Origin of the sequence: Corynebacterium sp. HMSC27B11, assembly GCF_001815985.1 — a bacterium.
Taxonomy (GTDB): Bacteria; Actinomycetota; Actinomycetes; order Mycobacteriales; family Mycobacteriaceae; genus Corynebacterium.
Genome location: NZ_KV823561.1, coordinates 1 through 23,663 on the forward strand (window position 1 = coordinate 1; position 23,663 = coordinate 23,663).

At 67.2% G+C, this 23,663-nt stretch carries 21 protein-coding genes; 5 read left to right on the forward strand and 16 right to left on the reverse strand.

Annotated elements, in window-relative coordinates:
- Window positions 1-37: 37 nt before the first annotated feature.
- Entirely contained in the window at window positions 38-736 is a 699-nt protein-coding gene (locus HMPREF3097_RS05430) for an SOS response-associated peptidase (protein ID WP_070761471.1), read from the reverse strand.
- Window positions 737-773: 37 nt separating this feature from the next.
- Between HMPREF3097_RS05430 and aroA the strand changes: the two genes are divergently transcribed.
- Both aroA and rsgA read left to right on the forward strand, forming a co-directional pair.
- Window positions 774-2,153: a 3-phosphoshikimate 1-carboxyvinyltransferase gene (gene aroA / locus HMPREF3097_RS05435; RefSeq protein ID WP_070761473.1), complete on the forward strand. Its 1,380-nt coding sequence runs from the start codon at window positions 774-776 to the stop codon at window positions 2,151-2,153.
- 3 nt (window positions 2,154-2,156) lie between these two features.
- A complete protein-coding gene (gene rsgA, locus HMPREF3097_RS05440) occupies window positions 2,157-3,167 on the forward strand; it encodes a ribosome small subunit-dependent GTPase A (protein ID WP_070761475.1) in 1,011 nt (336 codons plus the stop codon).
- Window positions 3,168-3,297: 130 nt separating this feature from the next.
- Here the strand turns inward: rsgA and HMPREF3097_RS05445 are convergent, their stop codons facing one another.
- Complete coding sequence (locus HMPREF3097_RS05445; protein ID WP_070761477.1) at window positions 3,298-3,816, reverse strand: DUF6912 family protein; 519 nt, start codon at window positions 3,814-3,816, stop codon at window positions 3,298-3,300.
- A gap of 1 nt (window position 3,817) precedes the next feature.
- Window positions 3,818-4,228: an HAD family hydrolase gene (locus tag HMPREF3097_RS05450; RefSeq protein ID WP_070761479.1), complete on the reverse strand. Its 411-nt coding sequence runs from the start codon at window positions 4,226-4,228 to the stop codon at window positions 3,818-3,820.
- A 223-nt stretch (window positions 4,229-4,451) separates the two neighbouring features.
- Here HMPREF3097_RS05450 and HMPREF3097_RS05455 point away from each other — a divergent pair, with 223 nt between their 5' ends.
- Entirely contained in the window at window positions 4,452-5,009 is a 558-nt protein-coding gene (locus HMPREF3097_RS05455) for a hypothetical protein (RefSeq protein WP_070761480.1), read from the forward strand.
- Window positions 5,010-5,079: 70 nt separating this feature from the next.
- Here HMPREF3097_RS05455 and secA read toward each other — a convergent pair whose 3' ends face one another.
- The 8 genes from secA to ahcY all read right to left on the reverse strand — a co-directional run bounded on the left by secA (window position 5,080) and on the right by ahcY (window position 16,317).
- Window positions 5,080-7,674 (reverse strand): preprotein translocase subunit SecA, encoded by a 2,595-nt coding sequence (secA, locus tag HMPREF3097_RS05460; RefSeq protein ID WP_070761482.1) that lies wholly within the window; start codon window positions 7,672-7,674, stop codon window positions 5,080-5,082.
- 174 nt (window positions 7,675-7,848) lie between these two features.
- Window positions 7,849-8,526: a ribosome hibernation-promoting factor, HPF/YfiA family gene (gene hpf / locus HMPREF3097_RS05465; protein ID WP_012359737.1), complete on the reverse strand. Its 678-nt coding sequence runs from the start codon at window positions 8,524-8,526 to the stop codon at window positions 7,849-7,851.
- A gap of 137 nt (window positions 8,527-8,663) precedes the next feature.
- The gene (locus tag HMPREF3097_RS05470; RefSeq protein WP_070761484.1) at window positions 8,664-9,383 is read right to left on the reverse strand and encodes a ComF family protein; all 720 of its coding nucleotides are present in this window, start codon (window positions 9,381-9,383) and stop codon (window positions 8,664-8,666) included.
- 119 nt (window positions 9,384-9,502) lie between these two features.
- Window positions 9,503-11,233, reverse strand: coding sequence for an MtrAB system accessory lipoprotein LpqB (gene lpqB / locus HMPREF3097_RS05475; protein ID WP_070761485.1), 1,731 nt, complete (start codon window positions 11,231-11,233; stop codon window positions 9,503-9,505).
- Window positions 11,230-13,305, reverse strand: coding sequence for an MtrAB system histidine kinase MtrB (mtrB, locus tag HMPREF3097_RS05480; RefSeq protein WP_070761487.1), 2,076 nt, complete (start codon window positions 13,303-13,305; stop codon window positions 11,230-11,232). The genes lpqB and mtrB overlap by 4 nt, the downstream gene beginning before the upstream one ends.
- Window positions 13,306-13,308: 3 nt before the next feature.
- On the reverse strand, window positions 13,309-13,989 hold the full coding sequence (gene mtrA / locus HMPREF3097_RS05485; protein ID WP_070761489.1) for an MtrAB system response regulator MtrA: 681 nt from the start codon (window positions 13,987-13,989) through the stop codon (window positions 13,309-13,311).
- Between the two features lie 81 nt (window positions 13,990-14,070).
- Complete coding sequence (locus HMPREF3097_RS05490; protein ID WP_070761491.1) at window positions 14,071-14,766, reverse strand: dTMP kinase; 696 nt, start codon at window positions 14,764-14,766, stop codon at window positions 14,071-14,073.
- A gap of 63 nt (window positions 14,767-14,829) precedes the next feature.
- A complete protein-coding gene (gene ahcY, locus HMPREF3097_RS05495) occupies window positions 14,830-16,317 on the reverse strand; it encodes an adenosylhomocysteinase (RefSeq protein WP_070761492.1) in 1,488 nt (495 codons plus the stop codon).
- Between the two features lie 223 nt (window positions 16,318-16,540).
- On the opposite strand from ahcY, the gene HMPREF3097_RS05500 reads away from it, so the two are divergent.
- Window positions 16,541-17,365 carry a hypothetical protein gene (locus tag HMPREF3097_RS05500; RefSeq protein WP_070761494.1) on the forward strand — a complete coding sequence of 275 codons (825 nt, stop codon included), beginning with the start codon at window positions 16,541-16,543 and terminating at the stop codon, window positions 17,363-17,365.
- A gap of 95 nt (window positions 17,366-17,460) precedes the next feature.
- Here the strand turns inward: HMPREF3097_RS05500 and manA are convergent, their stop codons facing one another.
- The 3 genes from manA to HMPREF3097_RS05515 form a co-directional block, all read right to left on the reverse strand.
- On the reverse strand, window positions 17,461-18,732 hold the full coding sequence (gene manA / locus HMPREF3097_RS05505) for a mannose-6-phosphate isomerase, class I (RefSeq protein WP_070761497.1): 1,272 nt from the start codon (window positions 18,730-18,732) through the stop codon (window positions 17,461-17,463).
- A 129-nt stretch (window positions 18,733-18,861) separates the two neighbouring features.
- Entirely contained in the window at window positions 18,862-20,250 is a 1,389-nt protein-coding gene (locus tag HMPREF3097_RS05510; RefSeq protein WP_070761499.1) for a phosphomannomutase/phosphoglucomutase, read from the reverse strand.
- 76 nt (window positions 20,251-20,326) lie between these two features.
- The gene (locus tag HMPREF3097_RS05515) at window positions 20,327-20,809 is read right to left on the reverse strand and encodes a DUF3499 family protein (protein ID WP_070761551.1); all 483 of its coding nucleotides are present in this window, start codon (window positions 20,807-20,809) and stop codon (window positions 20,327-20,329) included.
- A 79-nt stretch (window positions 20,810-20,888) separates the two neighbouring features.
- Here HMPREF3097_RS05515 and HMPREF3097_RS05520 point away from each other — a divergent pair, with 79 nt between their 5' ends.
- Window positions 20,889-21,353, forward strand: a complete 465-nt coding sequence (locus HMPREF3097_RS05520) for a metallopeptidase family protein (protein WP_070758275.1) — start codon at window positions 20,889-20,891, stop codon at window positions 21,351-21,353.
- Window positions 21,354-21,477: 124 nt separating this feature from the next.
- On the opposite strand, the gene HMPREF3097_RS05525 is transcribed toward HMPREF3097_RS05520, so the two are convergent.
- Window positions 21,478-21,786 carry a WhiB family transcriptional regulator gene (locus tag HMPREF3097_RS05525; protein WP_012359725.1) on the reverse strand — a complete coding sequence of 103 codons (309 nt, stop codon included), beginning with the start codon at window positions 21,784-21,786 and terminating at the stop codon, window positions 21,478-21,480.
- 487 nt (window positions 21,787-22,273) lie between these two features.
- On the reverse strand, window positions 22,274-23,386 hold the full coding sequence (locus HMPREF3097_RS05530) for a mannose-1-phosphate guanylyltransferase (protein ID WP_070761500.1): 1,113 nt from the start codon (window positions 23,384-23,386) through the stop codon (window positions 22,274-22,276).
- Window positions 23,387-23,663 lie beyond the last annotated feature (277 nt).

Sequence of the window (23,663 nt, forward strand, 5' to 3'; positions counted from 1 at the left end):
CCCCACCCCTCAACACACCTTCCCCCCGCGCGTCGAACTATCGGCCAATCAAATGCGGCCCATTATTAGCCACATTGCCGACCGCCTTATCCGCCTTCTCGCTCACCAGGCCACCCAAACCGTGCTGAGGAGGTGCCGCAGCCATCGCGCGCAACGTCGCCTCGTCACCTTCGAGCCAGAGGCGCACCTCATCGGCCGCGCCGTCCCCGCGAGTCACGCCGCCATCGGCGCCACTCCCCTCGCCCGGCACCAGCACCCGCGGCATCCGGTGATGCAGCCACTCCAGCTCCGGGGTGGCCGCCGTGGTCACCATCGTCGCGTACACCACCCCATCCACGGCCTTACACAGCCCGGCAATGAAGATCGGCTCCCCACCCGCATGCGTGAACCACGGCTGCTTCCGCCGGTCCCCCGGCGCGGGGTTTTTATCGGCGGTCCATTCGTACCAACCGTCCATGACGAACACGCACGGCTCCGAGCCCGCGAAGGTCGGCTTGTCGAAAGCCGTCTCCCCGCGCGCGTTGAAGACCGTCTTCGGCGGGTAGCCCCACACCGCCGGCCCGAGCGTCGGCACCCCGCGGAACGGCCGCAGCACCGGCACCGTGTGGGTGGGCGCGATGTTGTAGTTCTCCCGTGGCCCCTCCCCGACCATCGCGACCCGCTGCTGCTCGGTCCGGCGCCGCACGGCGTCCACGAGCTGCTCGGGCGTGCTGTAAAGGACATAACGGCCACACATGGGACCCATTATCCCCAAAAGATGAGAGACTAGAGCCATGTCGACTAGCACCCACCCCGCCTGGCCCGCCCCCACCGCACGCGGCCCCGTCACCGCGACGGTGCCCGTTCCCGGTTCCAAGTCCATCACCAACCGCGCGCTCGTCCTCGCAGCGCTCGCCGACGGGCCGGCCACCATCACCAACACCCTCATCAGCCGCGATACGAACCTCATGCTCGACGCGCTGCGCACCCTCGGGGTGGGTGTCGAGGTCTTGAGCTCCGAGGGTGCTGCCGCCACCGTGCGCATCACCCCGCCCACCCAGTTCACCGGCGGGCACATCGACTGCGGCCTTGCGGGCACCGTCATGCGCTTCGTCCCGCCCATCGCGGCACTGGCCACCGCGCCTGTCAGCTTCGACGGCGACCCCCAGGCCCGCCGCCGCCCCATGGACCAAACCCTGGATTCCATTCGCGGCCTCGGCGCCGGGATCGGCGCGGGCACGGACGCCACCGAGCCCAAAGCGGAGACCAGCACCCTGCCCTTCACCGTCCTCCCCACCACGGGCGACGCTGCCCCAGCCGGCGGCGAGGTCCGCATCGACGCCTCCGGCTCCAGCCAGTTCGTCTCCGGGCTGCTGCTGGTCAGCGCCCGCTTCGCCGACGGCGTGCGCATCGTCCACACCGGCGCCTCCGTGCCCAGCAAGCCCCACATCGACATGACAATCGACATGCTCGCCCAGGCGAGCGTCGTCGTCGAAACAGGCACAGAGGACACCACCGGCAACCCGACCTGGACGGTCCACCCCGGCCCCATCAAGGCCGTGGACTGGGTGATCGAACCGGACCTCTCCAACGCCACGCCCTTCCTCGCCGCGGGCGCGCTGACCAAGGGCGCGGTGAGCATCCCGCACTGGCCTGCCACCACCACCCAACCAGGCGACCAGATCCGCCCCATCCTCGAAGCCATGGGCGCGACCGTCACCCTGGCAGGCGGCACCCTGACCGCCAGCGCCACCGGCCCCCTGCAGGGGGTGGACTGGGACATGGGCGACATCGGTGAGCTCACCCCCACCGTCGCGGCCCTGGCCGCCCTGGCCACCACCGAGACCCGCCTGCGGGGCATCGCGCACCTGCGCGGGCACGAAACCGACCGCCTCCACGCCCTCGCCGCGGAGATCAACGCGCTCGGTGGGAACGTCGCCGAAACCGAAGACGGCCTGCACATCACCCCCGTCCCCCTGGCCGGGGCCCGCTGGCGCTCCTACGCCGACCACCGGATGGCCACTGCCGGCGCCATCATCGGCCTGCTGGTCCCCGGCGTGGAAGTCGAGGACATCGCCACCACCGCCAAGACCATGCCCGGCTTCGAACACATGTGGGCCCAGATGCTGGACGGCACCGACACCACCGCTGCCAGCGGCACCGGGGAGGCCTAAGCGATGGCACGCTACCAGTGGGATGAGTCCGACGTCCGCGTGCGCCCCAACCGCCGGGGATCGCGGCCCCGCACCAAACAACGCCCCAAGCACAAGGACGCCAAGTGGGGCATGGTGATCTCCCGCGACCGCGGCCGCTGGGGCGTGGTTCTCGATGAGACCGGCGTGGAGGTCACCTGCATGCTCGCCCGGGAGATGGGGCGCACCCCCATCGTCGTCGGCGACCGCGTCGGCGTGGTGGGCGATACCTCCGGGCGGAAGGACACGCTGGCCCGCATCGTCCGCCAGGCCGAGCGCGACACCGTGCTGCGCCGCACCGCGGACGACACCGACCCCTACGAGCGCATCGTCGTCGCGAATGCGAAGAACCTGCTGATCGTCACCGCCGTCGCCGACCCACCACCGCGGGCCGGGTTCGTGGAGCGCGCGCTGATCGCCGCCTTCGTCGGTGGCCTGCAGCCCGTGCTGTGCCTGACGAAGACCGACCTGGAAGACCCGGAGGCCTTCGCCGCCGAATTCCGGGAACTGGACGTGCCCGTGCACTACACCGGCACCAGCAACGAGCTGGCCGAGCTCACCGAGGTCATCACCGGCGAGGTCTCCGCCCTGATCGGTCACTCCGGCGTGGGTAAGTCCACGATGGTCAACCGGCTGGTTCCGGACGCCGACCGGGAAACCGGGGACGTCTCCGGAGTCGGCAAGGGCCGCCACACCTCCACCCAATCCGTCGCCCTGCCCCTTCCCGGTGGCGGCTGGATCATCGACACCCCCGGCATCCGCAGCTTCGGGCTGGCCCACGTGGACCCGGACACCGTGGTGCAGGTCTTCGACGACCTCCGGGAAGTCGTGCAGGACTGCCCCCGCGGCTGCACGCACCTGGGCCCGCCAGCGGACCCGGAGTGCGCGCTCGACACCCTGGAGGGCGCCTCCGGGCGCCGGGCCGCCGCGGTACGCCGCCTGCTGACCGCGCTGCGCAGCAACAACGAGTGGGAGCTCCCCTTCGAGACGGAATAGCCACATAGGCCAGTCCCAGGCAAGGCCATAGACACAAATAAGCCCGCGCGGGCCGCCGAATTGGCGGCGCACGCGGGCTGTGGCTTGCCGCGTAGCTTCAGTAGCTCCCGTACCTTCCAGTAGCCTCCCGCTACATCAGGTCGACGAGCATCCCCAGCTCCTTGCTGTCGTACCAGCTCATGAGGTTATCTTCACAGTCCCCCAGCGCGAGTTCCGCGTCCTCATCCCCCAGATCCGCATCATCGATGCACTCCTTGGCCCGCTTCGTGGCCGCTTCCGCATCCTCGTCATCGGTGTGGATCGCGCGCAGCTGCGTCAGTTCCAGCTGAGCAGGGTCCACACGCAGCACGGAATCCCCGCCAGTCGGATCGGCGGTGAGGTTGGCGTCCGGAATATCCGCAGCCAAGACGACGCGACGGTTCGGGAAGGCCTCCTCCGCACCGGAGGCGTCCTCCGTCGCCAGCAGCCGCAACGACGCACGCGCGGCATCCAGGAAGGCCGTGTACTCCAGCTCCTCGTCATCCCCGGAGGTGTAGAAATCGCGCACCGCCTGCGTCAGCCCGAACACCGCCCCGGAACGGATCGGAAGCACCTGGTCGCGGGCGAAATCCGCGAGCATCGAGTGGGTCGCCGGGATGAAAACGCGCATCCTAGAACTCACCCTCCAGCTCGAAGATGTTCTGCACCTCGACGATCATCCGGTCGAACTGCTGGTAGTACACGCCGATCATGCCGGCCTCCACCGCGCCCTTGACGTTGATGATGGAATCATCCACCAGCACCAGGTCGTTCACGGGCAGCTCCAGGCGGTTCGCGACCTCCTGGAAGATCTTCTCGTCCGGCTTCTCGACGCCGACCTCGCCGGAGAGGACGACGGTGTCCACGTAGCCGTCCTTCTCCCACTGACGGATCGGGTCAGAGGAGGCGTCATCCGGCGCGTTGGAGACGATGGCCACGGCCAGTCCCTCCTCGCGGACAGCGCTCAGCAGCTTGCGCCAGCGGCGGCGGTCTTCTTCGGCTCCATCGAGCACACCATTATGGTCAACAACTAGTCCTCGCATGCCCTATATTCTGCCATTTTCCACTACCGGCGCGCAGCACTCGGCTACGCTGGGGCGCACAGGCTGCGCGCATCGGGGGGATGCGCGGGAGGCAGCGTGGGGACAAGGGGGAAAGATGACGAGCCCAACACTGACTAAAGCGGCTAGCCGCGGGGCTGAGACCAGTGCGTCACAAGTGGCCGCGCGAGGTGACACCACTCGAGGTGAGCGGCATGGTGGCGGGGTGCAGCTCAGCGGAGAGAGGCTGCCTGCGAAGAAGCCGAAGAAGATCCCGCCGCTGGCGTCCGTACCGAAGCCGGGATATAACTTCCTGCGCATCCCTGCGGGGCTGCAGGCGGAGGGGCCAGCCGCGCGCTTCCTCACCGCACAAGCGCCGGCGGCAATCGAGAGCGCCCCGCCGGCCGCTGCGCAGAGCACACCGCAGAACACCGTGGACCTAGCGACGCTGAGCCGCTGGATCGTCCTGTGGTTGGAGGCGAGGGAAGGCCGCCGCGCCCCGATGAGCCTGCGGCGCGGCCCCTACTCCCCGGCCGTCATCGAGGACCTGCGCCGCGCGAGCAGCCCGGCCACGGGTGGTGCCCGGCTGCTGCGGGTCCACGCCCAGAAAACCCGCTTCGGGCAGATCCGCTTCTCCGCCTCCGCGTTCTACGACGGTCGCGTGCGCGCCATCGCGGGCTTCCTCGACGACGGCGAAGGCCGACACGGTACCCGTTCCCCGCAACGTTCGCGGGGCGAGCTCCGTGCCGGCCTGTGGCGGGTGGAACACATCCACCTGATCTAGCTGGCTGCCGACTAGCTAGCCGCCGACCAGCCGACCGCCGACCCGGGCGGCCAACCTAGCCGTTGCCTGACTAGCCGCCGATGGTGTGCTCCGGCTTGGCGTTCTCATCGCCGTCGCTCTCTGCCGGGTCCTCCACCTGGAAGGCTCCCGCCTGGGCGAGCTGGGTGCGCACCAGGAAGAGCTGACGGATCGTCTCCTCGCGGATGCCCTCCTTCATGCGGTTGAACATGTCGCCACCCTCGCGCTGGTACTCCACCAGCGGGTCGCGCTGCGCCATCGCGCGCAGGCCGATGCCCTCCTTGAGGTAGTCCATCTCGTAGAGGTGCTCGCGCCACTTCTGGTCCACGACGTTCAGCAGCACGCCGCGCTCCATGCCGCGCATCTGCTCCTCGCCACCCATCTCGATGACCGCGTCCTCCAGCTTGTCGTACTGCGCGTTCGCGTCCGCCAGAACGGCCTCCAGCAGCTGGGAGGAGTTCAGCTCGCCCGGCTTGCCGTACTCGCTGCCGGAGATCAGGGACTCGTAGCTCATCGTCGGGCCGTACAGGGAACCCAGCGCCTGCCACAGCTCGTCCAGGTCCCAGTCCTCCACGTAGCCCTCGGCGGTCGCCGCGGTGACGTACGCGGTGATCGTGTCCTCGAGCATCCCGCGGATCTGACGCTGCACGTCCTCGCCCTCGAGGATCTGGCGACGCTCGGCGTAGATCACCTTGCGCTGCTCGTTCATGACCTCGTCGTACTTCAGGACGTTCTTACGCATCTCGAGGTTCGCGGCCTCCACCTGGGACTGCGCACCCTTGATGGCGTTGGTGACCATCTTCGAGTCGATCGCCTCGTGATCCGGGATGTTCAGGCGAGTCATCATCGCCTCCATCGACTGGCCCACGAAGCGGGTGATCAGGTCGTCGCGCATGGAGAGGTAGAAACGGGTCTCGCCCGGGTCACCCTGACGCGCGGAACGGCCACGCAGCTGGTTATCGATGCGGCGGGACTCGTGGCGCTCCGTGCCCAGCACGTAGAGGCCACCGGCCTCGCGGACCTCCTCAGCCTGCTTCTTGGACCTCTCGCGGGCCTTGATGATCTCCTCATCCCAGGCCTCCTGGTAGGCCTCCGGGTCCTCCACCGGGTCGAAACCGCGCTCACGCAGATCCTGGTCGGCAATGATGTCCGGGTTACCGCCCAGCACGATGTCCGTACCGCGGCCGGCCATGTTCGTCGCGACGGTCACCGCACCCGGCAGACCAGCGCGGGCGACGATCTCCGCCTCCTGCTCGTGGTACTTCGCGTTCAGCACGTTGTGCTTAATGCCGCGTCGCTGCAGCAGCTTCGACAGGTACTCGGAACGCTCCACGGAGGTGGTACCGACCAGCACCGGCTGGCCCTTCTCCACGCGCTCGGCGATGTCCTCGGCAGCTGCCTCAAACTTCGCCTCCTGCGTCTTGTAGATCAGGTCCACGTTGTCGACGCGCTGGTTCTCGCGGTTCGTCGGGATCGGGGCCACATCCAGCTTGTAGGTCTGCTTCAGCTCCGCCGCCTCGGTCTCCGCGGTACCGGTCATGCCGGACAGCTTGTCGTAGAGGCGGAAGTAGTTCTGCAGGGTGATCGTCGCGAGAGTCTGGTTCTCGTTCTTGATCTCCACGTTCTCCTTGGCCTCGATGGCCTGGTGGATGCCCTCGTTGTAGCGGCGCCCGTCCAGGATGCGGCCGGTGAACTCGTCGACGATCATGACCTCGCCGTCGCGGACGATGTAGTCCTTATCCCGGATGAACAGCTCCTTGGCCTTGATGGCGTTGTTCAGGTAGCTGACCAGCTGGGAGTGCTCCGGGGCGTAGAGGTTATCGATGCCGAGCTGATTTTCGACGAACTCGACGCCCTCCTCCTTCACGCCGATGGTCTTCTTCCGCTCGTCGACCTCGTAGTGGATGTCGCGGGTCAGGCGCGGCGCGATGCGCGCGAACGCGGTGAACCACTGGGAGGAGCCCTCCACCGGACCGGAAATGATCAGTGGGGTGCGGGCCTCGTCGATAAGAATGGAGTCGATCTCGTCGACGATGGCGTAGTGGTGGCCACGCTGCACCAGGTCGTCGAGGGAGTGCGCCATGTTGTCGCGCAGGTAGTCGAAGCCGAACTCGTTGTTCGTGCCGTAGGTGATGTCCGCGTTATAAGCCTCGCGACGCTCCGCCGGACGCTTCTCGGAGAGGATCACGTTGGTGCTCAGCCCCAGGAAGTGGTGGACACGGCCCATCCACTCGGAGTCACGCTTCGCCAGGTAGTCGTTCACGGTGACGACGTGCACACCCTTGCCCTCGAGGGCGTTGAGGTAAGCGGGAAGCACACAGGTCAGGGTCTTACCCTCACCGGTCTTCATCTCCGCCACGTAGCCGAAGTGCAGCGCGGCACCGCCCATGACCTGCACCTTGTAGTGCTTCTGGCCGAGCACGCGCCAGGAGGCCTCACGGGCGGTAGCGAAGGCCTCGAGCAGGATGTCATCGAGCTTCTCGCCGTCCTCGAGACGCTTCTTGAACTCATCCGTCTTCGCCCGGAGATCCTCGTCGCTGAGTGCCGAGTACTCGTCCTCTAGCTCGAGAACCTGATCGGCAATCTTGTCGAGCCGCTTGACGGCACGACCCTCGCCCCAGCGCAAAATCTTGGATAGTCCTAGCACGACCTGCTCGTCCTTTTCTACGTTTTCTACGTCTCGTACGTTCGTTGTCTAGCTTCGACGCATGATCAGCCCATCATTCTACTCTGTTGGATGGGGCTGACGGCAACACATAAAAACTCGGGGCGGCCACACGGCTCTAGGCTTCGTGGCCACCCCGAGTTCAGGAGTTATCCGCTAGTTGTTTTCCGGCTTCAGCGTGATGAGGCCGTAGTCGAAAGCGTGGCGGCGGTACACCACGGAAGGCTGCGAGTTCTCCTCGTTAACGAAGAGGTAGAAGTCGTGGCCCACCAGCTCCATCTCGCTGAGCGCCTCGTCGACGCTCATCGGCTTCGCGGAGTGAGTCTTGGAACGGACGACCTGACCCGGCTGGAACTGATCCTCGTACGGGTCGACGTCGTACTTGCCCGGCTTCTCCTCCTGGTGCGGTTTTGCCTCCTCGACCAGGGCTGCGGTTGCCTCGCCCATGCCGACCGGCGCGCGGTGGCCGGACTTCGGGGTCTTGCGGCGCACCTTCACCTTGCGCAGGGAGCGCTCCATGCGGGCCAGCGCAACCTCGAGTGCGGCGTAGAAGGAGTCCTCCTTCGCCTCGGCGCGGGCGATGTGGCCCTTGCCGGACGCGGTGATCTGGATGCGGTCGGACTCATCCGCGCGGCGTGGGTTGTTCTCGTGCTTGAGCTCCACGTGGAAGTACGTCAGGGTCGGGTCCAGGCGCTCGATCTTGGCCAACTTCGTGTTGACGCGCTCCGCGAAGTGCTCTGGCACCGTGACATTACGACCGGTGATCTCGACCTGAGCGTTCGGCACAGCCTGCTCCTCAGCCTGGAAATCAGCCTTCTTGTTGTCGGTCGACATGCTCACCCTCCTGGTTCTTTCGCTTCAGACCAGCGGCGGATTTGCCGCTGGCTGGTAACGAATGCTTCACCCGCAACTATACCGATCCGCCACCCCGGCTGCAGCGGATTTTCAAGCCTCTGGTGGAGCTTTTCCGGCTATGCGTGGCAGGCGGTCAGCGCCGCCCGGACGGGCACGCCTCGGGCCGCCAGAGCCAGTGCCAGCTGGGCGATCGTCGCCCCGGTCGTGCAGACGTCATCCACGATCAGCACCTCCCCTCCTAAACGGCTGAATTCCGCTAGTTTTCGGACGCCACCTCGGCGCAGCCGCAGGTTCTCCGCCAGGGAGACCCGCCGCTGCAGCCTGCTCAACCCCACTGCGTCCGGGGCGCGGTCGTCCAGCTCGGCGATGGCCACCACCTGCGCCCCAGGAAGTGCGCGCGCCAACTCGCGGGCGGCCCCCGTGACGATGTCCCCACCCCGGGTCTTCGCCGCCGCCCGGCGCGTAGGCGCGGGGACGAGCGCAACCGGGCACAGCCCGGGGTGCGGGAGCTCTCCCCCGGCCGCGAGGTACTCCACCGCCCCGGCCCACACCCGGCCGATCACCTTCGTGGCGGGTGCTCGCATGTGGTCCTTGGCCGCGAGAACGATCGCCCGGTGCGCCCCGCCATAGGGTCCGCAGGCGAACACCGGGACGCTCGGCACCTGCGGGTCGATCCGCTGCGGAGCCACCGTGAGCTCGAGGGCGCAGTCCGCACACAGCGCTGCCCCGGCCAGGCCGCCTGCCCGGCTGGCCCGTTCCGCGACCCGGCCGCAGCACATGCAGTCGTTACGCAACAGCAGGTCCGCTGCCGTCTCGATCCAGCCCCCAGCTGACACGTAGAGCCCCCCTTATGTCCCCGTACTCCCCTTGTTTTACCCCGGCGCCGCCCCGGGGTCCCCGGGATCGGCATTTCTTGCGGGAAGTGCTCGAGCGCCTCCCCCGCAATCGCGCAACGCTAGTGGGCGACCACCGGGATCGCCCGCTGCCCCACCAGCCCCGGCACCTCGCGCCAGTACTTCGGGTCGGGATCATCCCGGTTCAGCATCACCAGCGCCCGATCGTCCGTGGCGTAGATCGCCTGTCCCGTGGACGCCACCGCCACCACCGGGGCCGCGATGTTGCGCGCGGACTCCTGCCGAGCCATCGACCCGTCCACTGCCAGGTGCCACACCGGGGCGTCGTTGGCGCGGGTGCCCACCAGCAGCGTGCCGTCGTGCTGCCAGCCCACGGAAACAGCCGTGTCCCCCAGCTGATAGCCGATCTCCTCCAGCTTGCCCAGGCGCACCCCGCCCCGCTCCCGGTCGTGCAGCACCGCGACGTACACCTTGCCGTCGATCAGCAGGGCGGCGCGCACGCCGTCGCGGGAGACCCGGAACATGCTGATCCGCGCGTCCGGCCCCAGGCGCTCCACCGATTCGGCATCCACCGGCTCCTCCACGAGGTTTCCGGTACGGACCGAGCGCACGAAGCGCTTGATTTCCTGCCCATCGGCCACCGTGTACAGGGCGTGGGCGTCGCCGCTCCACGTCGGGCGGGTCAGGGACTTCGACTCCAACAGCTCCTGGGGCGCCCCCTCCGACTTGCCGACCAGCAGGCGGCGCGGTCTTTCTCCCATCCCCGCGACGGCGGCGAACATGTTCTCCTGGGAGGAGACTGCCAAAGACTCGATGTAGTTCGACGCCAACCAGCCTCCCATCGCGACGGCATCGGCATTGGACTCGCTGAGCTCACGAACCTGGCCACCGGAGACCGCGCGCAGCGTCCCCGCAGCGCTGGCTCGTGGGTCGAACTCGGAGACGTCATTGACCCGCCACGTCTCCCCGACCTCCTCGGATAGCAGGGTGCCGTCAGCGATCAGCCGGTACGGGCCGCGCACGTCCGCACCTGCCAACGTCCACACCACCTGGGCACCCAGCAGCCGGCGAGCCTCCGGATTTAGCCCGGTCAGGCCGGTGAACTCGACCTCAAACTCACCCTCCCCGGTCCGCTGGGTTCGCACCGTCGCCATCGGCGGGATCAGCGAGTTCACCGCGTCGCCCAGCAGCGGGTTCGGGCCATTGTTCAGCAGAGAAACCATCGAGGCCCCGATGGACTGCTGGCGGGTGTATACCCAGCGCCGGTCGGGTACGAGCATCGAGCCGCGCGGGTTCACGAAGTACAGGTCCCGGGCCTCGTAGGCGGAGAAGAAGTCCGCGCGATCCAGCACCACCGCGTCACGCAGGTTGGAAATCCGCCACTGGCCCCGCTCCTGCACCATCTCGTAGGTGGTTTCATAGCCCGTGAACTCCGGGGTGAATACCCCGCCCGGGGAGAGCGTACCCAGCACGTTGCCGCGCACCCGGTAGGTGATCTTGCCGTCACGCACCGCGCCATCAGAGTTGATGAACACGCGGTCCAGCACCTTCGTTTTACGCTCCGGGTGCCACTGATCCGCCCGCTCGGTAGTGAGGAACTTCCGGGCCGCCGCGTAGTCGCTGACCGGGTGGGCACTCGCCGCGAAGAAGTCGCGCAGCAGCAGGTCCGAGGGCTGGTTGTCCTTCGGTTCGACGACGTCCTCCACGTCCGGCATGGGCGAGTAGGAACTGATCACCTCCGGTGCGGAATCGCCCGGCAAGGTGGTGCATCCGGTGGCCACGAGAGTACCGCAGGCCACCAGCGTGGTGCCGATCAGTTTGAGCTTCCTCACGAGTCCTCCCCTTCCGGCCGCGGGCCCTCTTCACCGCCGGAACCGCCGGACGCGCGGCCCGCGGTGTGCTCGTCACGGTGTTCCGCCGCGTTGTCGACAGGCTGAACCTCATTCTCCGCATTGGCCTGGGCTCCAGCTGCCCCTACTCCCTCGGACTGGCGCTCATCGTCCTGGATCTGGGCGTCCTGGGGCTCGGCATCCTGGACGCCATCGGTCTGGACGTCCTCGGTATCGTGCTCGACCACCGCTGGGACGGCCAGCGGCAGTGGCGAGGTCCCGGCCTTCGAGCCCGCCTTGCGCGGCACGGTCAGCCGGAAGCAGGAGCCCACCCCGGGCTCGCCGATGGCGTCCAGCACACCGCCGTGCAGCTTGGCGTCTTCCCTGGCGATCGCCAGGCCAAGGCCCGTGCCGCCAGTCCGGCGCTCGCGGGATGGGTCCGAGCGCCAGAAGCGGTTGAACACCATCTCCTCCTCGCCCGGATTCAGGCCAACCCCGTGGTCCGTGACGGTGATCGCCACGTTGCGTTCCGTGGCCGCCAAGGCAACCTCCACCGGGTGCCCCTCGGAGTGGTCCACCGCGTTGGCCAACAGGTTGCGCAGGATGCGCTCCACGCGGCGGGAGTCCACCTCCGCGGTCACTGGCTCCTCCGGTAGATCCAGGTGGAACTCCACGCCCAGGTCCTCGGCAAGGCCACGGACCTGCGCCAGCGCGGAGTGGACCACACCGCGCATATCGATCTTCTCCGCCGAGAGGTTCGCCTGGCCCGCGTCGTGGCGCGAGATTTCCAGCAGGTCGCCCAACAGCATCTCGAAACGATCGAGCTCTTTGTCCATCAGCTCCGCTGCACGCGCGGTCAACGGGTCGAGGTTCTCCGCGTTGTCGTTGATGAGGTCCGCGGCCATGCGCACGGTCGTCAGCGGCGTGCGCAGCTCGTGGGAGACATCCGAGGTGAACTGGCGCTGCAGGGAGCCAAACTCCTCCAGGTTGCGGATCTGCGCAGACAGCGACTCGGCCATCTCGTTGAAAGAAATGGATAGGCGCGCGACCTCGTCTTGGCCATCCACGACCATGCGCTCGCGCAAGTGACCGGCCGCGAAGCGCTCCGCAATGCGGGATGCGGAACGCACCGGGACGGTCAGCTGCTGGGCGAAAACCCACGCGATGACCACCAGCAGAACCAGCAGCACGATCGCTCCCGCCAGCAGCAGGCCTCGCATCAGGTTCAAGGTGTTTTCCTCCGCGTCCAGCGGCATCACCAGGTACAGCTCGATGCCAGACACATCGCTGGCCACGGGTGTGCCGATGACCAGGGCCTTGAAGGTCTCCGTGCCCTCCGTCATCGTCGTGTACTGGTAGGAAACCTGCCCCTGCTGCACGAAGTTGCGCAGCTTCGTCGGGATCACCGCTTCCTGCGGCACCCGGACCTCGTCGCCAGCGGAAGAGCTCGCCATCAGCACCGGCTCGTAGACCGCGGAATTGGCCTTCGCGGTGGAGCCGGAGTCCGCCAGCACTGCCCTAGCTGCACTGAGCCGCACGGGCAGCGGGTTCGAGGTATCCGTGGCGGCGATCTGTTCCTCCACCGTGGCACGTGCTCGGTGGATCTCCTCGGTGGCCGAGGAGTACTTCGCATTCAGCAGCTGCTGGTTCAAAAAGCTGATGAGCACGAAGCCCAGCGCCAGAATGACCAGCACCGAGGAGAGGAAGACCGAGCCAATCACTCGCACCTGGATCGAGGTGCGCCACTTGAACAGCAGGCGGTACCACAGGCTTTTCGCCGTAGCGGCGGGGTGACGCAGCGCGGAACGCCACGTGGGCCTTTCCGGCCCCGACTCCGGCGCGATGTCCAGCTCCGAGGACGCCCCGGCCCCAGCAGCCTCTGCCCGTGGCTCGCCCTCCCCAGCAGACGCTGCCGGAGAGGCACTTTCCCCCGGCTGCGCTACGCGGTCCACGCCCGCGGTCAGCGCCGAGCCAACCCCGTCAGCGCGCACTGGCGAGCCGGCCGAGCGGCGCGACTCGGTATCAGTCAGCGCGTCGGGCTCAGCCGGACCATTCGGCGGGACGGGGTTGGGCATAAGCTACTCGCCCGACTTGTAGCCGATACCGCGGACGGTCAGCACCACCTGCGGGTCATCCGGGTCGCGCTCCACCTTGGAGCGCAGGCGCTGGACGTGCACGTTCACCAGGCGGGTGTCGCCGGACTTGCGGTAGCCCCAGACCTTCTCCAGCAGCTCCTCGCGGCTGAACACCTGCCCCGGCCGAGAGGCCAGGGTGGTCAGCAGGTCGAACTCGATGGGGGTCAGGTTAATGACCTCCCCGCCCCGGGTGACCTCGTGGCCAGCCGTGTCGATCTCCACCTCTCCCACGCGAATGGTGGTGGACTCAGTGGCCTCCTCCGGGCTACGACGCAGGCGAGCGCGCACGCGGGCGATGAGCTCCTTCGGCTTGAAGGGCTTGGTGATGTAATCATCCGCGCCGGACTCCAGCCCGAGCACGACGTCCACCGTGTCCGTGCGGGCGGTGAGCATCACGATCGGCACCGTGGAGAACTCGCGCACCGTGCGGCAGACGTCGATCCCGCTCATTCCGGGCAGCATGACGTCCAGCAGGATCAGGTCGGGATCGTGCTCCCGGGCTGCGGTAACGGCGTCGTTGCCGTCGCCGACCACGACCGTGTCGAAACCTTCGTTCTGCAGCACGATGGTGAGCATCTCCGAGATCGCCGGATCGTCGTCGACCACCAGAATCTTGGCTGTCATGAGCGCAGTGCTTCCTTCGCTTTTCTTGAGTTTAAAGTCTTTAGTTCTTTGTACTATGCCGGGCAGACACGCCCGCCGGGTTTAGGAGTCCAGCTCCCGGTACCCAGCCTCAATCCGGTCGGCCAGCTGGCTGGCCCGCTCGGCCACTCCCCCGGCCTCCGAGGCCACGACCTGCCACGGGCCCAGCCACTCGGCGGCAGCCAAGCTGCGGTAGGCCTCAAGGGTGCGCTGCTGCAACCCGCCGTCGGACTCGTAGGCATCGCGGGTGCGCGCGGCATCCTGCTGCTCCCGGGACTTCGCCCGCTCGCCGGCGACCTCCGCGCTGGCGTCCACCAGCACCTGCAGGTCCGGCACCGGGGAGCCCAGGTCATCGATCTCCAGGCTGCGAACCCACTCAACCACCGGGTGCTCGGCAAGCTCCGCAGGCTCCTCGCCGTCGGCCGCATCGCCAGCCAGCCGGGCAGCGGAGTACGCCGCGTTGGAGGCCACGAAACGGTCCATCAGCACGATGTAGCCATCGGCATCCAGGTCCTCGAGCGGCTCGGCGACCTCCGCGCGGTCCAGCGCGAAGAGGGTGGCCATGCCGTGGACCGAGTCGATGAGGTCTCCCATCTTCCCGGTCAGTGCCCGCTGCGCGAGCTGGGCGTGCACGGAGTCCTCGTAGCGGGGGAAGCTCACCCGCGCGACGGGCAGCTCCCGGGCGAGTAGCTCGGCCTCCAGCGCGGTGACCAGGGTGTTCTTCCCGGCGCCGTCGATGCCCTCAAAAGCGATGATCATGGGTTCTTCTCGGTCTCTACTTTCCTACCGTTCCCCGCCCCAGCAACGGGCGGGGACGTGCCTTTAGTAGCGGTAGTGCTCCGGCTTGTACGGACCCTCGACGTCCACGCCGATGTACTCCGCCTGCTCCTTGGTCAGCTTCGTCAGCGTGCCGCCGAGCGCCTCGACGTGGATGCGGGCGACCTTCTCGTCCAGGATCTTCGGCAGGCGGTAGACCTCGTTGCTGTACTGATCGGTGTTCTTAAACAGCTCGATCTGCGCGATGGTCTGGTCCGCGAAGGAGGTGGACATGACGAAGGACGGGTGGCCGGTCGCGTTACCCAGGTTCAGCAGGCGCCCCTCGGAGAGGACGATGATGCTGATCTGCTCGCCCTCGGCGTTCGGGAAGCTGAACTCGTCGACCTGCGGCTTGATGTTCACGCGCGTGACGTCGTCGCGATGCAGGAGGCTGGCCATGTCGATCTCGTTGTCGAAGTGGCCGATGTTACCCAGGACGGCGTGGTCCTTCATCTTCTGCATCTGCTCGAAGGTGATGATGCCCAGGTTGCCCGTCGCGGTGATGACGATGTCTGCTGCACCGATGGCCTCGTCCACGGTGACGACCGGGAAGCCGTCCATCAGCGCTTGCAGCGCGTTGATCGGGTCTGCCTCGGTGACGACGACGCGCGCGCCCTGACCAGCGAAAGCCTCGGCGCAGCCCTTGCCGACGTCGCCGTAGCCGCAGACCAGGACGGACTTGCCGCCGACGAGCATGTCGGTGGCGCGGTTGATGCCGTCCAGGAGGCTGTGGCGGGTGCCGTACTTGTTATCGAACTTGGACTTGGTGACCGCGTCGTTGACGTTCATCGCCGGGAACGGGAGGGTGCCCTGCTCGGCGAAGTGGTACAGGCGGTGCACGCCGGTGGTGGTCTCCTCGGTGACACCCTTGATCTGCTCGGCGTTGTTGGTCCAGAAGGTGTTATCGCGCTGGAAGACGCGGTTCAGCATGCCCAGGAACTCGCCGTATTCATCGGAGTCGCCCTCGCCCGGCTCCGGCACCAGGCCGGCCTGCTCGAACTCCTTGCCCTTGATGACGGCCATGGTGGCGTCGCCGCCGTCGTCCAGGATCATGTTCGGGTAGATGGCCTCACCGTTGGCGTCGGTGCCCCAGGTGAAGATCTGCTCGAGGCACCACCAGTACTCGGCCAGGGACTCGCCCTTCCAGGCGAAGACGGGCACGCCCGCAGGCTGCTCCGGGGTTCCGGAGCCGACGACGACGGCCGCGGCGGCCTCGTCCTGCGTGGAGAAGATGTTGCAGGAAGCCCAGCGAACCTCCGCACCAAGGGCGGTGAGGGTCTCGATGAGGACGGCGGTCTGGACCGTCATGTGGATGGAACCGGCGATGCGAGCGCCGGCCAGGGGCTGCTCGTCGGCGTACTCGCGGCGCAACTCCATCAGGCCCGGCATCTCGTGTTCCGCCAGGCGGATCTGGTGGCGGCCGGACTCAGCGAGGCTGAGGTCACGAATCTTGAACTCGAGGTCTCCGATGCTGTCTGGAGTCAGGGTTGCCATGGTCGAATACTCTCCTTGGGTTTCCGAATGCTTTAACTCGCCCAAGTCTAGCCGCCCCACCCGTCACGGTGCCGCCCTGGGCGTGGGGCGGAGGGAAATAATCTCGCGTTGGGGGTGGCGTGAGCTGCCAAGATCAGATAGCGTGATGAAAACGTTATAAAAGACGTCGATCGGCGCTCCGCATCATCACGCGCAGCACAAGCAGGCAAAGGAGGACAGTGCCGTGACTAACACGGACGAGCCGCGCTCCGGCTCCAAGGGCATCCTCAGCTTCGCCGCTGCCGGTTTGACACTCGCTGTGGGCATCACCGTCTGGACCTGGAATTCAGCAGTGTCCAACACCGCGGCCGGCCCGGACGAGACGAACACCTCGGCAACGAGCGAGCTCGCCAGCGATCAGGCCTCCCGGTCCACCGCCACGAACACCAGCTCGAAGGCCACCCGATCCACGTCCTCCCCCGCGCCGGAGCAGGGCGAGGGCATGAATGGCAACGGGACCCCTACGGACCCGACCGAGAAGATCGACGCGCTCGCCCGTGGCGGCAACCTCGCCCCGCTGGGCAACGACCCGCTCCTGCCGCCGGACACCTGGCGGGGCGGCTACCAGGCGCCCTCCCCACAGCAGACGATCGTGGAGGACGCAGAGCCCAGCGGCACGTCCCCGCAGAAGCTGCCGAAGCAGCCGCAGATGCCGGACATGAACCTCCCACCCCTGCCCTCTGAGTGGCCGACCAAGCTGCCCGGGGTTCCTGGGAAGCCACCGTCGAAGGGCGACCCGAAGCCGTCCAATCCAACGACACCGAAGCCAGGGAAGCCAGGTGTGCAGGACGGCACGACCACGACACCGGGTGCCGGCGAGGCCGACCCGGGTCAGCAGCCCGATCAACCGAATACAGGCTCGAGCGACAGCGGCCAGGGCGGCACGCCCGCCCCATCCACGAAGCCGGATAAGGGCACCAAAACGGACGGTGCGGAAGCAGGCAAGCAGGACTCTCCGCAGCCTGAGGCGACCCCAACCCCCGAGCCGAAGCCCCGCCCAGGGCGCTAAAGCACCGGGGCAGACCCCTTCCCCGCGCATGTCGAGCGATACCCCGTAGCCAGAGCAATTCGCCCACGGGACTACATGACACCGTCGCAGCGAGGCTAGTCGAGCGCGGCGGCATCCCCCACGGTCACGATAAAGCCCGTGGCGTCGAACTCAGATTCCCGAGTCCCCTCACCGCGAGCAGTAACGGACACGCGGCCGTCGGCAGCTCCCACCCACACCGCGGAACCGGAGGCGACGGGCAGCTCCTGCGTCGCTGACGTCACCGTCAACTCACCGCCAGCGGCCAGAACCACCGCTGGCTCCTCGACCACCATGCTGGCCCCTGGTCGCAGTGTGCGCACCCGAAAGTCCGCCACCGGGGTGCGGTACTCAGCCGTCGCCTGGTCGCCGTCAGCGAAAACCTCGCAGCGCGGCTCGGCGAGCGGCGAGGCGTCCAAAATATTAAGCAGCTCGGCGACATCCATGTGCTTGGCGGTCAGGCCACCGCGCAGCACGTTATTGGAGTTCGCCATGACCTCCACGCCCATGCCCTTCAGATAGGCGTGCAGCTGGCCTGCGGCAAGGAACACCGCCTCCCCGGGGCGCAGAGACACGCGATTGAGCAGCAGGGCGACCAGGATGCCCGGGTCGGAAGGGTAATCACGCTGCAGCTCCACCACCGTGCGGGCTGCCTCCCCCAGGACCCCCGGTTCTCCGCATAGCGGTTCGCAGCGCTGAAGCAGGGCGGCGACGCGCTTCTCAGCATCGGCGGGCGAGAGGCTCAGCCACTCGCCCAGCACCTCGCGCAGGGCAGCCGACTCGGTGACCCGAGCCGCACTACCTTCCGCCCCCGGCAGGGTGGCCGCGAGCGCCTCGCACTGCGGGGCCAGCTCCGGCACGTCCAGTTCGCGCAGCAGCTCCACGGTCTGCGCCACTGGCCGGAAGCCAGCGAGCGCGTGGAACTCCGTCAGCGCGACGAGCAGCTCCGGTTTATGGTTCTTATCCTGGTAATTACGCGTCGGATCGCCCGCGGGCAGCCCGGCGGCATTCTCCGCGGCGAACCCGGCCTCGGCCTGCGCCTTGGAGGGGTGCGCCTGGATGCTCAGCGCCTTATCGGCGGCCAGCAGCTTCACCAGGAAGGGCAGCTCAGCCAGGTCCGGTCCCAGCTGGCCCGCCGGATCCTGACTAATAGCCTCGGCCAGGTCGTGGGGCAGCCCCGATCCTGCACCAGCCGGGCCCGCAAGAATTTCGCTGGGACCGCCCGGGTGTGCGCCAAACCACGCTTCCGCCTCGCGTTCCGGGGTCGGCGAAGGGCGCCCCATGACTCCCGCAAGGAGTTCAGTGGAGCCCCACTCGAAAGAGTGGATGTTGCCCTTCAGTAGATACACTTTCCTCAGCCTTCAACGCTCGTCGACCGCTTACCGCCGCGGGGTCGGCCATTCAACTAGCCGGCTATTCTAGCCTCTCACCCGCCCGCCGGCGGTAATCCGCGGGGCGTGCCCGCGGAGTTCCCGCAGCTAGCCGCGGATGTGACGCAGAGCCTCCTCGACGATCGCGTCCACCTCTTCCTGGGTCGCCGCCTCGGCGTTCAGGCGCAGCAGTGGCTCGGTGTTCGACGCGCGCACGTTGAACCATGCGCCGCCGGTCAGCTCGACGGTCACGCCGTCCATGTCGTCGCTGTTCTCCGTGCGATCCGCGAAGGCCGCCACGACCGCCTTGGTACTGGCAGCCTGATCCGCGACCTCGGAGTTGATCTCGCCGGAGGCGATGTAGCGCTCGTACTTGCCCTTCAGCTCGGAGAGCGGCTTATCCTGCGCGCCGAGGGTAGCGAGCACGTGCAGCGCGGCCAGCATGCCGGAGTCCGCGTTGAAGAAGTCCGAGAAGTAGTAGTGAGCGGAGTGCTCGCCACCGAAGACCGCGCCCGTCTCGGCCATCTTCGCCTTGATGAAGGAGTGGCCCACGCGAGTGCGCACCGGGGTACCACCCAGCTCGGAGACGATCTCCGGGACGGACTTCGAGGTGATGAGGTTGTGGATGATCGTCGCCCCCGGATTCTGTCCCAGGTAGCGCTCGGCGATCATCGCGCAGACCGTGGACGGGCTAACCGCATCCCCGTTCTCGTCGACGATGAAGCAACGGTCGGCGTCGCCATCGAAGGCGATACCCAGGTCGCAGCCGTTGTCCACGGTGAACTTCTGCAGGTCCACCAGGTTCTTCGGCTCCAGCGGGTTGGCCTCGTGGTTCGGGAAGTTGCCGTCCAGCTCGAAGTAGAGGTCCTTCAGTTCCACCGGCAGCTTGCCGAACACGGCAGGGACGGTCAGCCCACCCATGCCGTTACCGGCGTCCACCGCAACCTTCAGCGGACGGATGTCCATCGGGACCAGGGAGAGCAGGTAGTCCGCGTAGCCGTCGAGAACGTCCTTCTCGGAGGACGTCCCCGGCTCGCCGTCATACGCGGGAACGCCAGCGACGAGCTCCTCCACGATGCGCTCCAGACCCGTGCCCTGGCCGACCGGCTTGGCACCGGCACGGCAGAGCTTGATGCCGTTGTACTGGGCCGGGTTGTGGGAGGCGGTGAACATCGCGCCCGGGCACTCCCCCACGCCCGCCGCGTAGTAGAGCTCGTCGGTGCTGGTCAGGCCGAGGTTCACGGCGTCCAACCCCTGGGCGGTCACGCCCTCGATGAAAGCGGCGGCCAGGCCCGGGGAGCTATCGCGCATGTCGTGGCCAACGACCACGCTCTTCGCTCCCTCTGCGCGCATGAGGCGGGCGAAGGAGGCCCCGACGTCGCGGACGAAGCCCTCGTTGATCTGACCCTCCTGGTCGCCGACCACGCCCCGGACGTCGTAGGCCTTGATGACGGCGTTCACGGCGTCGATATCGCGCTGAGCGGACTGCTGTGCCATATTTTCTCCTGATTGCAATGCTGCCCAGCGCAGGCTGGACGGTCGGGCGGGGTCGGCGTTGGTTCTGGGTCAGATTCTAGTCGTTTTCCTGCACCGCACGCAGGTGGCGGCGGGGGCGGCTGCTCGGCAGGTTGCCGCGGGCCGGGTGGTGGCCGGTGGGCAGCGGGATCTCCTCTCGGCGCACCAGCCGCGGGCCCGGGTCGTTCGGCAGCTCGCCGGACTCCTCGTAGGCCTGCTGCACCGCCTCGGCGAGGGCGAGGAGCTCCTCCTCATCAGCCTCGTCGTCCGCCGCGTGGCCGTCGGCGGCTCCGATGGTGCTCGTGCCGCCGAGCGCCGGTGGCGGGGTCGCGTCCTCAGTCTTGCGGACGAGGCGCCACCCCTGCGGGACGGACGTGCGTTCCACGTGATCCTCGCAGAGATCCCAGCGGTGGGGATTGCCGGCCGGCTGCAGCGGTCCGATGATGGCGATCTGATCCGCGTAATTAAACTCCAACGTCGCCGCGGCCGGGCGCTGGCAGCCGGGGCGGGAGCAATTTCGGTGTACAGTCACGCGGAACATCTTAGCCAGATTCACCAGCTTTCACATCTGCCCGCGCGCCGCGGGGCGCGAGGCCGCCGACCGCGTAGGCTCAATATCCATGAGTCACATCCGCAGAGTGAGGAACGACCCCCGGGGGCGCGGCCCGCGCGGCATTTTGCTGCCGGATCTGCCGCGCTACCGGACCCGCTCTGAGGACTTCGATCAGGCGGTGCTGGATGCCTACGAGCGGATCCTCGACCGCTTCGACGATCAGCTCGTCTCCCTGGATCTGGCGGTGGACCTAGTGCCCCGCATGCGCCTGCAACACGGCTACACGCAGTGGCCCTCAGATGTCGTCGCCGACGGCAAGGTGCCGCTGGGGCGGCTGATCCCCGCGGGCGTGGATTCCAGCGGTTCCCCCACCCGCCCCCGGCTGATCGTATTCCGCCGCCCCGTGGAGATGCGGGCGCGCAGCAAAGAGGAGCGGGCGGACATGCTCCGCTATATCGTGACCCGGTTGGTCGCGCATTACCTGAACGTCGGCCCGGAGATCATCGACCCGCGCTTCGACTGGGATCGCTAGTCGGCCACTGCGCGGGAACGCCGAGGAAAGCCACAGGGAAAAGAAAAACTCACGCGGTCCCGTTCAGGGCGCGTGAGGTCACTCGTGCAGTCCGGCCATAGCGGCCGGGGTGTCGTCCGGACTGTTAGCCGAGGCGCTTCTTCAGCTTGCGCCGCTCGCGCTCGGAGAGGCCACCCCAGATGCCGAAACGCTCGTCATTAGCGAGGGCGTACTCGAGGCACTCATCGCGCACCCCGCAGGCCATGCAGATCCGCTTGGCTTCGCGGGTGGAGCCACCCTTCTCCGGAAAGAAGGCCTCCGGGTCCGTCTGGGCGCACAGCGCCTGCTCTTGCCAGTCCTGCTCCACGGCGTCGAAGAGCTTGTCGAAGTCCTGCGTAAGGTCGAAGAGGTTGTGCTGGCGGGCACCTGTGTCCACTCGAGCCTCCCTTTCCATTGCCGCCGACCCCTGCTGCGGCGGGGCGGGATAGGCCGAGCTCGCTGGCTTATCCACGGCAATACTCCTTACTGGTTCGCACTCCCGGCGCTGTGAAGGTATCGCCTGAGGTGAAAGTCAAGCGCCTCACCGGGTGTGTTGTTATTGCAGCTATATCGAAGATTACACACGTGTAGTTACGTCCCGTCAAACTTTCTGAAAATCCCGCCCGCCCCAAAAGCCACAGCTGTCACAGAGGTCACTATATCGTCCGCAGCAGACATCTAGAACAGACGTTCGAAGGTAACGAGATATTCCGCACGCCCCCACCGGAACCACTACATATGGGCCTGCGATCAGCGGAAGTGACGTCTCACGCACAAGATATTGGAAATTCGAAGAATTTTTATTTCCACCCCCGAAAGTCCCGCCGCAGGGCCAGCATGACGCCTCACCGGTGTCGCCGGTGGGGTCTACCGACCCCCGCCCCTAGCGCGACCAGGCTGCGCTAGACGTCACTGCTGAAGCGGATTCCGCCGTCCGGAATCGCAACGCCCGGCCACACGCGCGCCCCGGACTCCAGCTCACAGCGGGCACCGATCACGGCCCCCTCGCCGATCACGCAGTCCTCGAGGTGCGCACGCGCCCCAATGCGCGCCCCCTCCGCGATCACGCAGCGCTCCACCGTGGCCCCAGCCTCGATCTGCACGCCATCAAAAACGACCGAGGACTCCACGCGAGCACCACCGGAGATCTCCGCACCACGGCCGATCACCGAACCGCCATAAACCAGCGCACCGCTGGACACCGCGGCGGACTCGTCCACCAGCGCCTCACCGTGACGTCCTTCCAGCAACGGCGAGGGAGCAATCCCACGGACCAGGTCGGAAGAACCGCGCACGAAGTCCCCCGGGGTGCCCAGGTCGCGCCAGTAGGCCTGATCCACGTGCCCGAACACGCGCGCCCCGCGGTTCAGCAGCTCCGGGAAGACCTCCCGTTCCACGGACACCGCACGTCCCTGAGGGATGGACTCGATGATGTCCTTATTAAAGACGTAGCTGCCCGCGTTGATCTGGTCCGTCGGCGGGTCCTCCGTCTTCTCCAGGAAAGCCTCGACACGGCCGGACTCGTCCGTCGGCACACAGCCGAAGGCGCGCGGGTCGGCCACGCGCAGCAGGTGCAGGGTGACCTCCGCGTCCTGCTCCACGTGGGTGCGCAGGATCGCGCCGAGGTCCGTGCCGCCCAGCACGTCACCGTTGAAGATCATCGCGCGGTCGTGGCGCAGCTTACTCGCGACATTGCGGATACCGCCGCCGGTGCCCAGCGGCTCGTCCTCGACGACATACTCGATCTCCAGCCCCATCTCGGAGCCGTCGCCGAAGTACTGCTCGAAGACCTCCGCCTTGAAACTGGTGCCGAGCACCACATGGGTCATCCCCGCAGCCTTGATGCGGGCCAGCAGGTGCTGCAGGAACGGGGCCCCTGCCACCGGAAGCATCGGCTTCGGCGTGCTGTTGGTAAGGGGACGCAACCGGGTGCCCTTCCCACCGACGAGGATCACCGCGTCAGTCTGCTCCGCCAGAGCTCGGGTATCAAGGTTGTCCTGAGGCACCTCTGCCATCGCTTACTCCCTCGTGTTCGGCAACTGCTGTAGACAGTCAAAAACTATTCGCTTCACCCCAGACGAACAGCTCACCGGCACCCTGCTGGGGCCGACCGATCGTGGGGTTGGTGTCCTTAGGCACGTTAGCGCGCCAGCGGGTGATAATCCCGCCTCCACGCCGGGGCGCCGAGACACTGGGGCAAATTTTCCCGTCAGCGCGCCACGACCAGGCGGAAGGCTCTGCGAAAAAATGCGCAGCCCCGCAACACACCGCATCTCGGCGTGCGCGCTTCGA

Bases quoted from the DNA above. Each gene is read 5' to 3' on its own strand.
- hpf (WP_012359737.1), bottom strand. From the start codon at position 8,526: ATGTCGACCGACAACAAGAAGGCTGATTTCCAGGCTGAGGAGCAGGCT.
- HMPREF3097_RS05525 (WP_012359725.1), bottom strand. From the start codon at position 21,786: ATGGAAAGGGAGGCTCGAGTGGACACAGGTGCCCGCCAGCACAACCTC.
- mtrA (WP_070761489.1), bottom strand. From the start codon at position 13,989: ATGACAGCCAAGATTCTGGTGGTCGACGACGATCCGGCGATCTCGGAG.
- aroA (WP_070761473.1), top strand. From the start codon at position 774: ATGTCGACTAGCACCCACCCCGCCTGGCCCGCCCCCACCGCACGCGGC.
- HMPREF3097_RS05510 (WP_070761499.1), bottom strand. From the start codon at position 20,250: ATGGCACAGCAGTCCGCTCAGCGCGATATCGACGCCGTGAACGCCGTC.
- HMPREF3097_RS05450 (WP_070761479.1), bottom strand. From the start codon at position 4,228: ATGCGAGGACTAGTTGTTGACCATAATGGTGTGCTCGATGGAGCCGAA.
- HMPREF3097_RS05490 (WP_070761491.1), bottom strand. From the start codon at position 14,766: ATGATCATCGCTTTTGAGGGCATCGACGGCGCCGGGAAGAACACCCTG.
- HMPREF3097_RS05430 (WP_070761471.1), bottom strand. From the start codon at position 736: ATGTGTGGCCGTTATGTCCTTTACAGCACGCCCGAGCAGCTCGTGGAC.
- mtrB (WP_070761487.1), bottom strand. From the start codon at position 13,305: ATGCCCAACCCCGTCCCGCCGAATGGTCCGGCTGAGCCCGACGCGCTG.
- HMPREF3097_RS05520 (WP_070758275.1), top strand. From the start codon at position 20,889: ATGAGTCACATCCGCAGAGTGAGGAACGACCCCCGGGGGCGCGGCCCG.
- HMPREF3097_RS05530 (WP_070761500.1), bottom strand. From the start codon at position 23,386: ATGGCAGAGGTGCCTCAGGACAACCTTGATACCCGAGCTCTGGCGGAG.
- rsgA (WP_070761475.1), top strand. From the start codon at position 2,157: ATGGCACGCTACCAGTGGGATGAGTCCGACGTCCGCGTGCGCCCCAAC.
- HMPREF3097_RS05445 (WP_070761477.1), bottom strand. From the start codon at position 3,816: ATGCGCGTTTTCATCCCGGCGACCCACTCGATGCTCGCGGATTTCGCC.
- ahcY (WP_070761492.1), bottom strand. From the start codon at position 16,317: ATGGCAACCCTGACTCCAGACAGCATCGGAGACCTCGAGTTCAAGATT.
- HMPREF3097_RS05515 (WP_070761551.1), bottom strand. From the start codon at position 20,809: ATGTTCCGCGTGACTGTACACCGAAATTGCTCCCGCCCCGGCTGCCAG.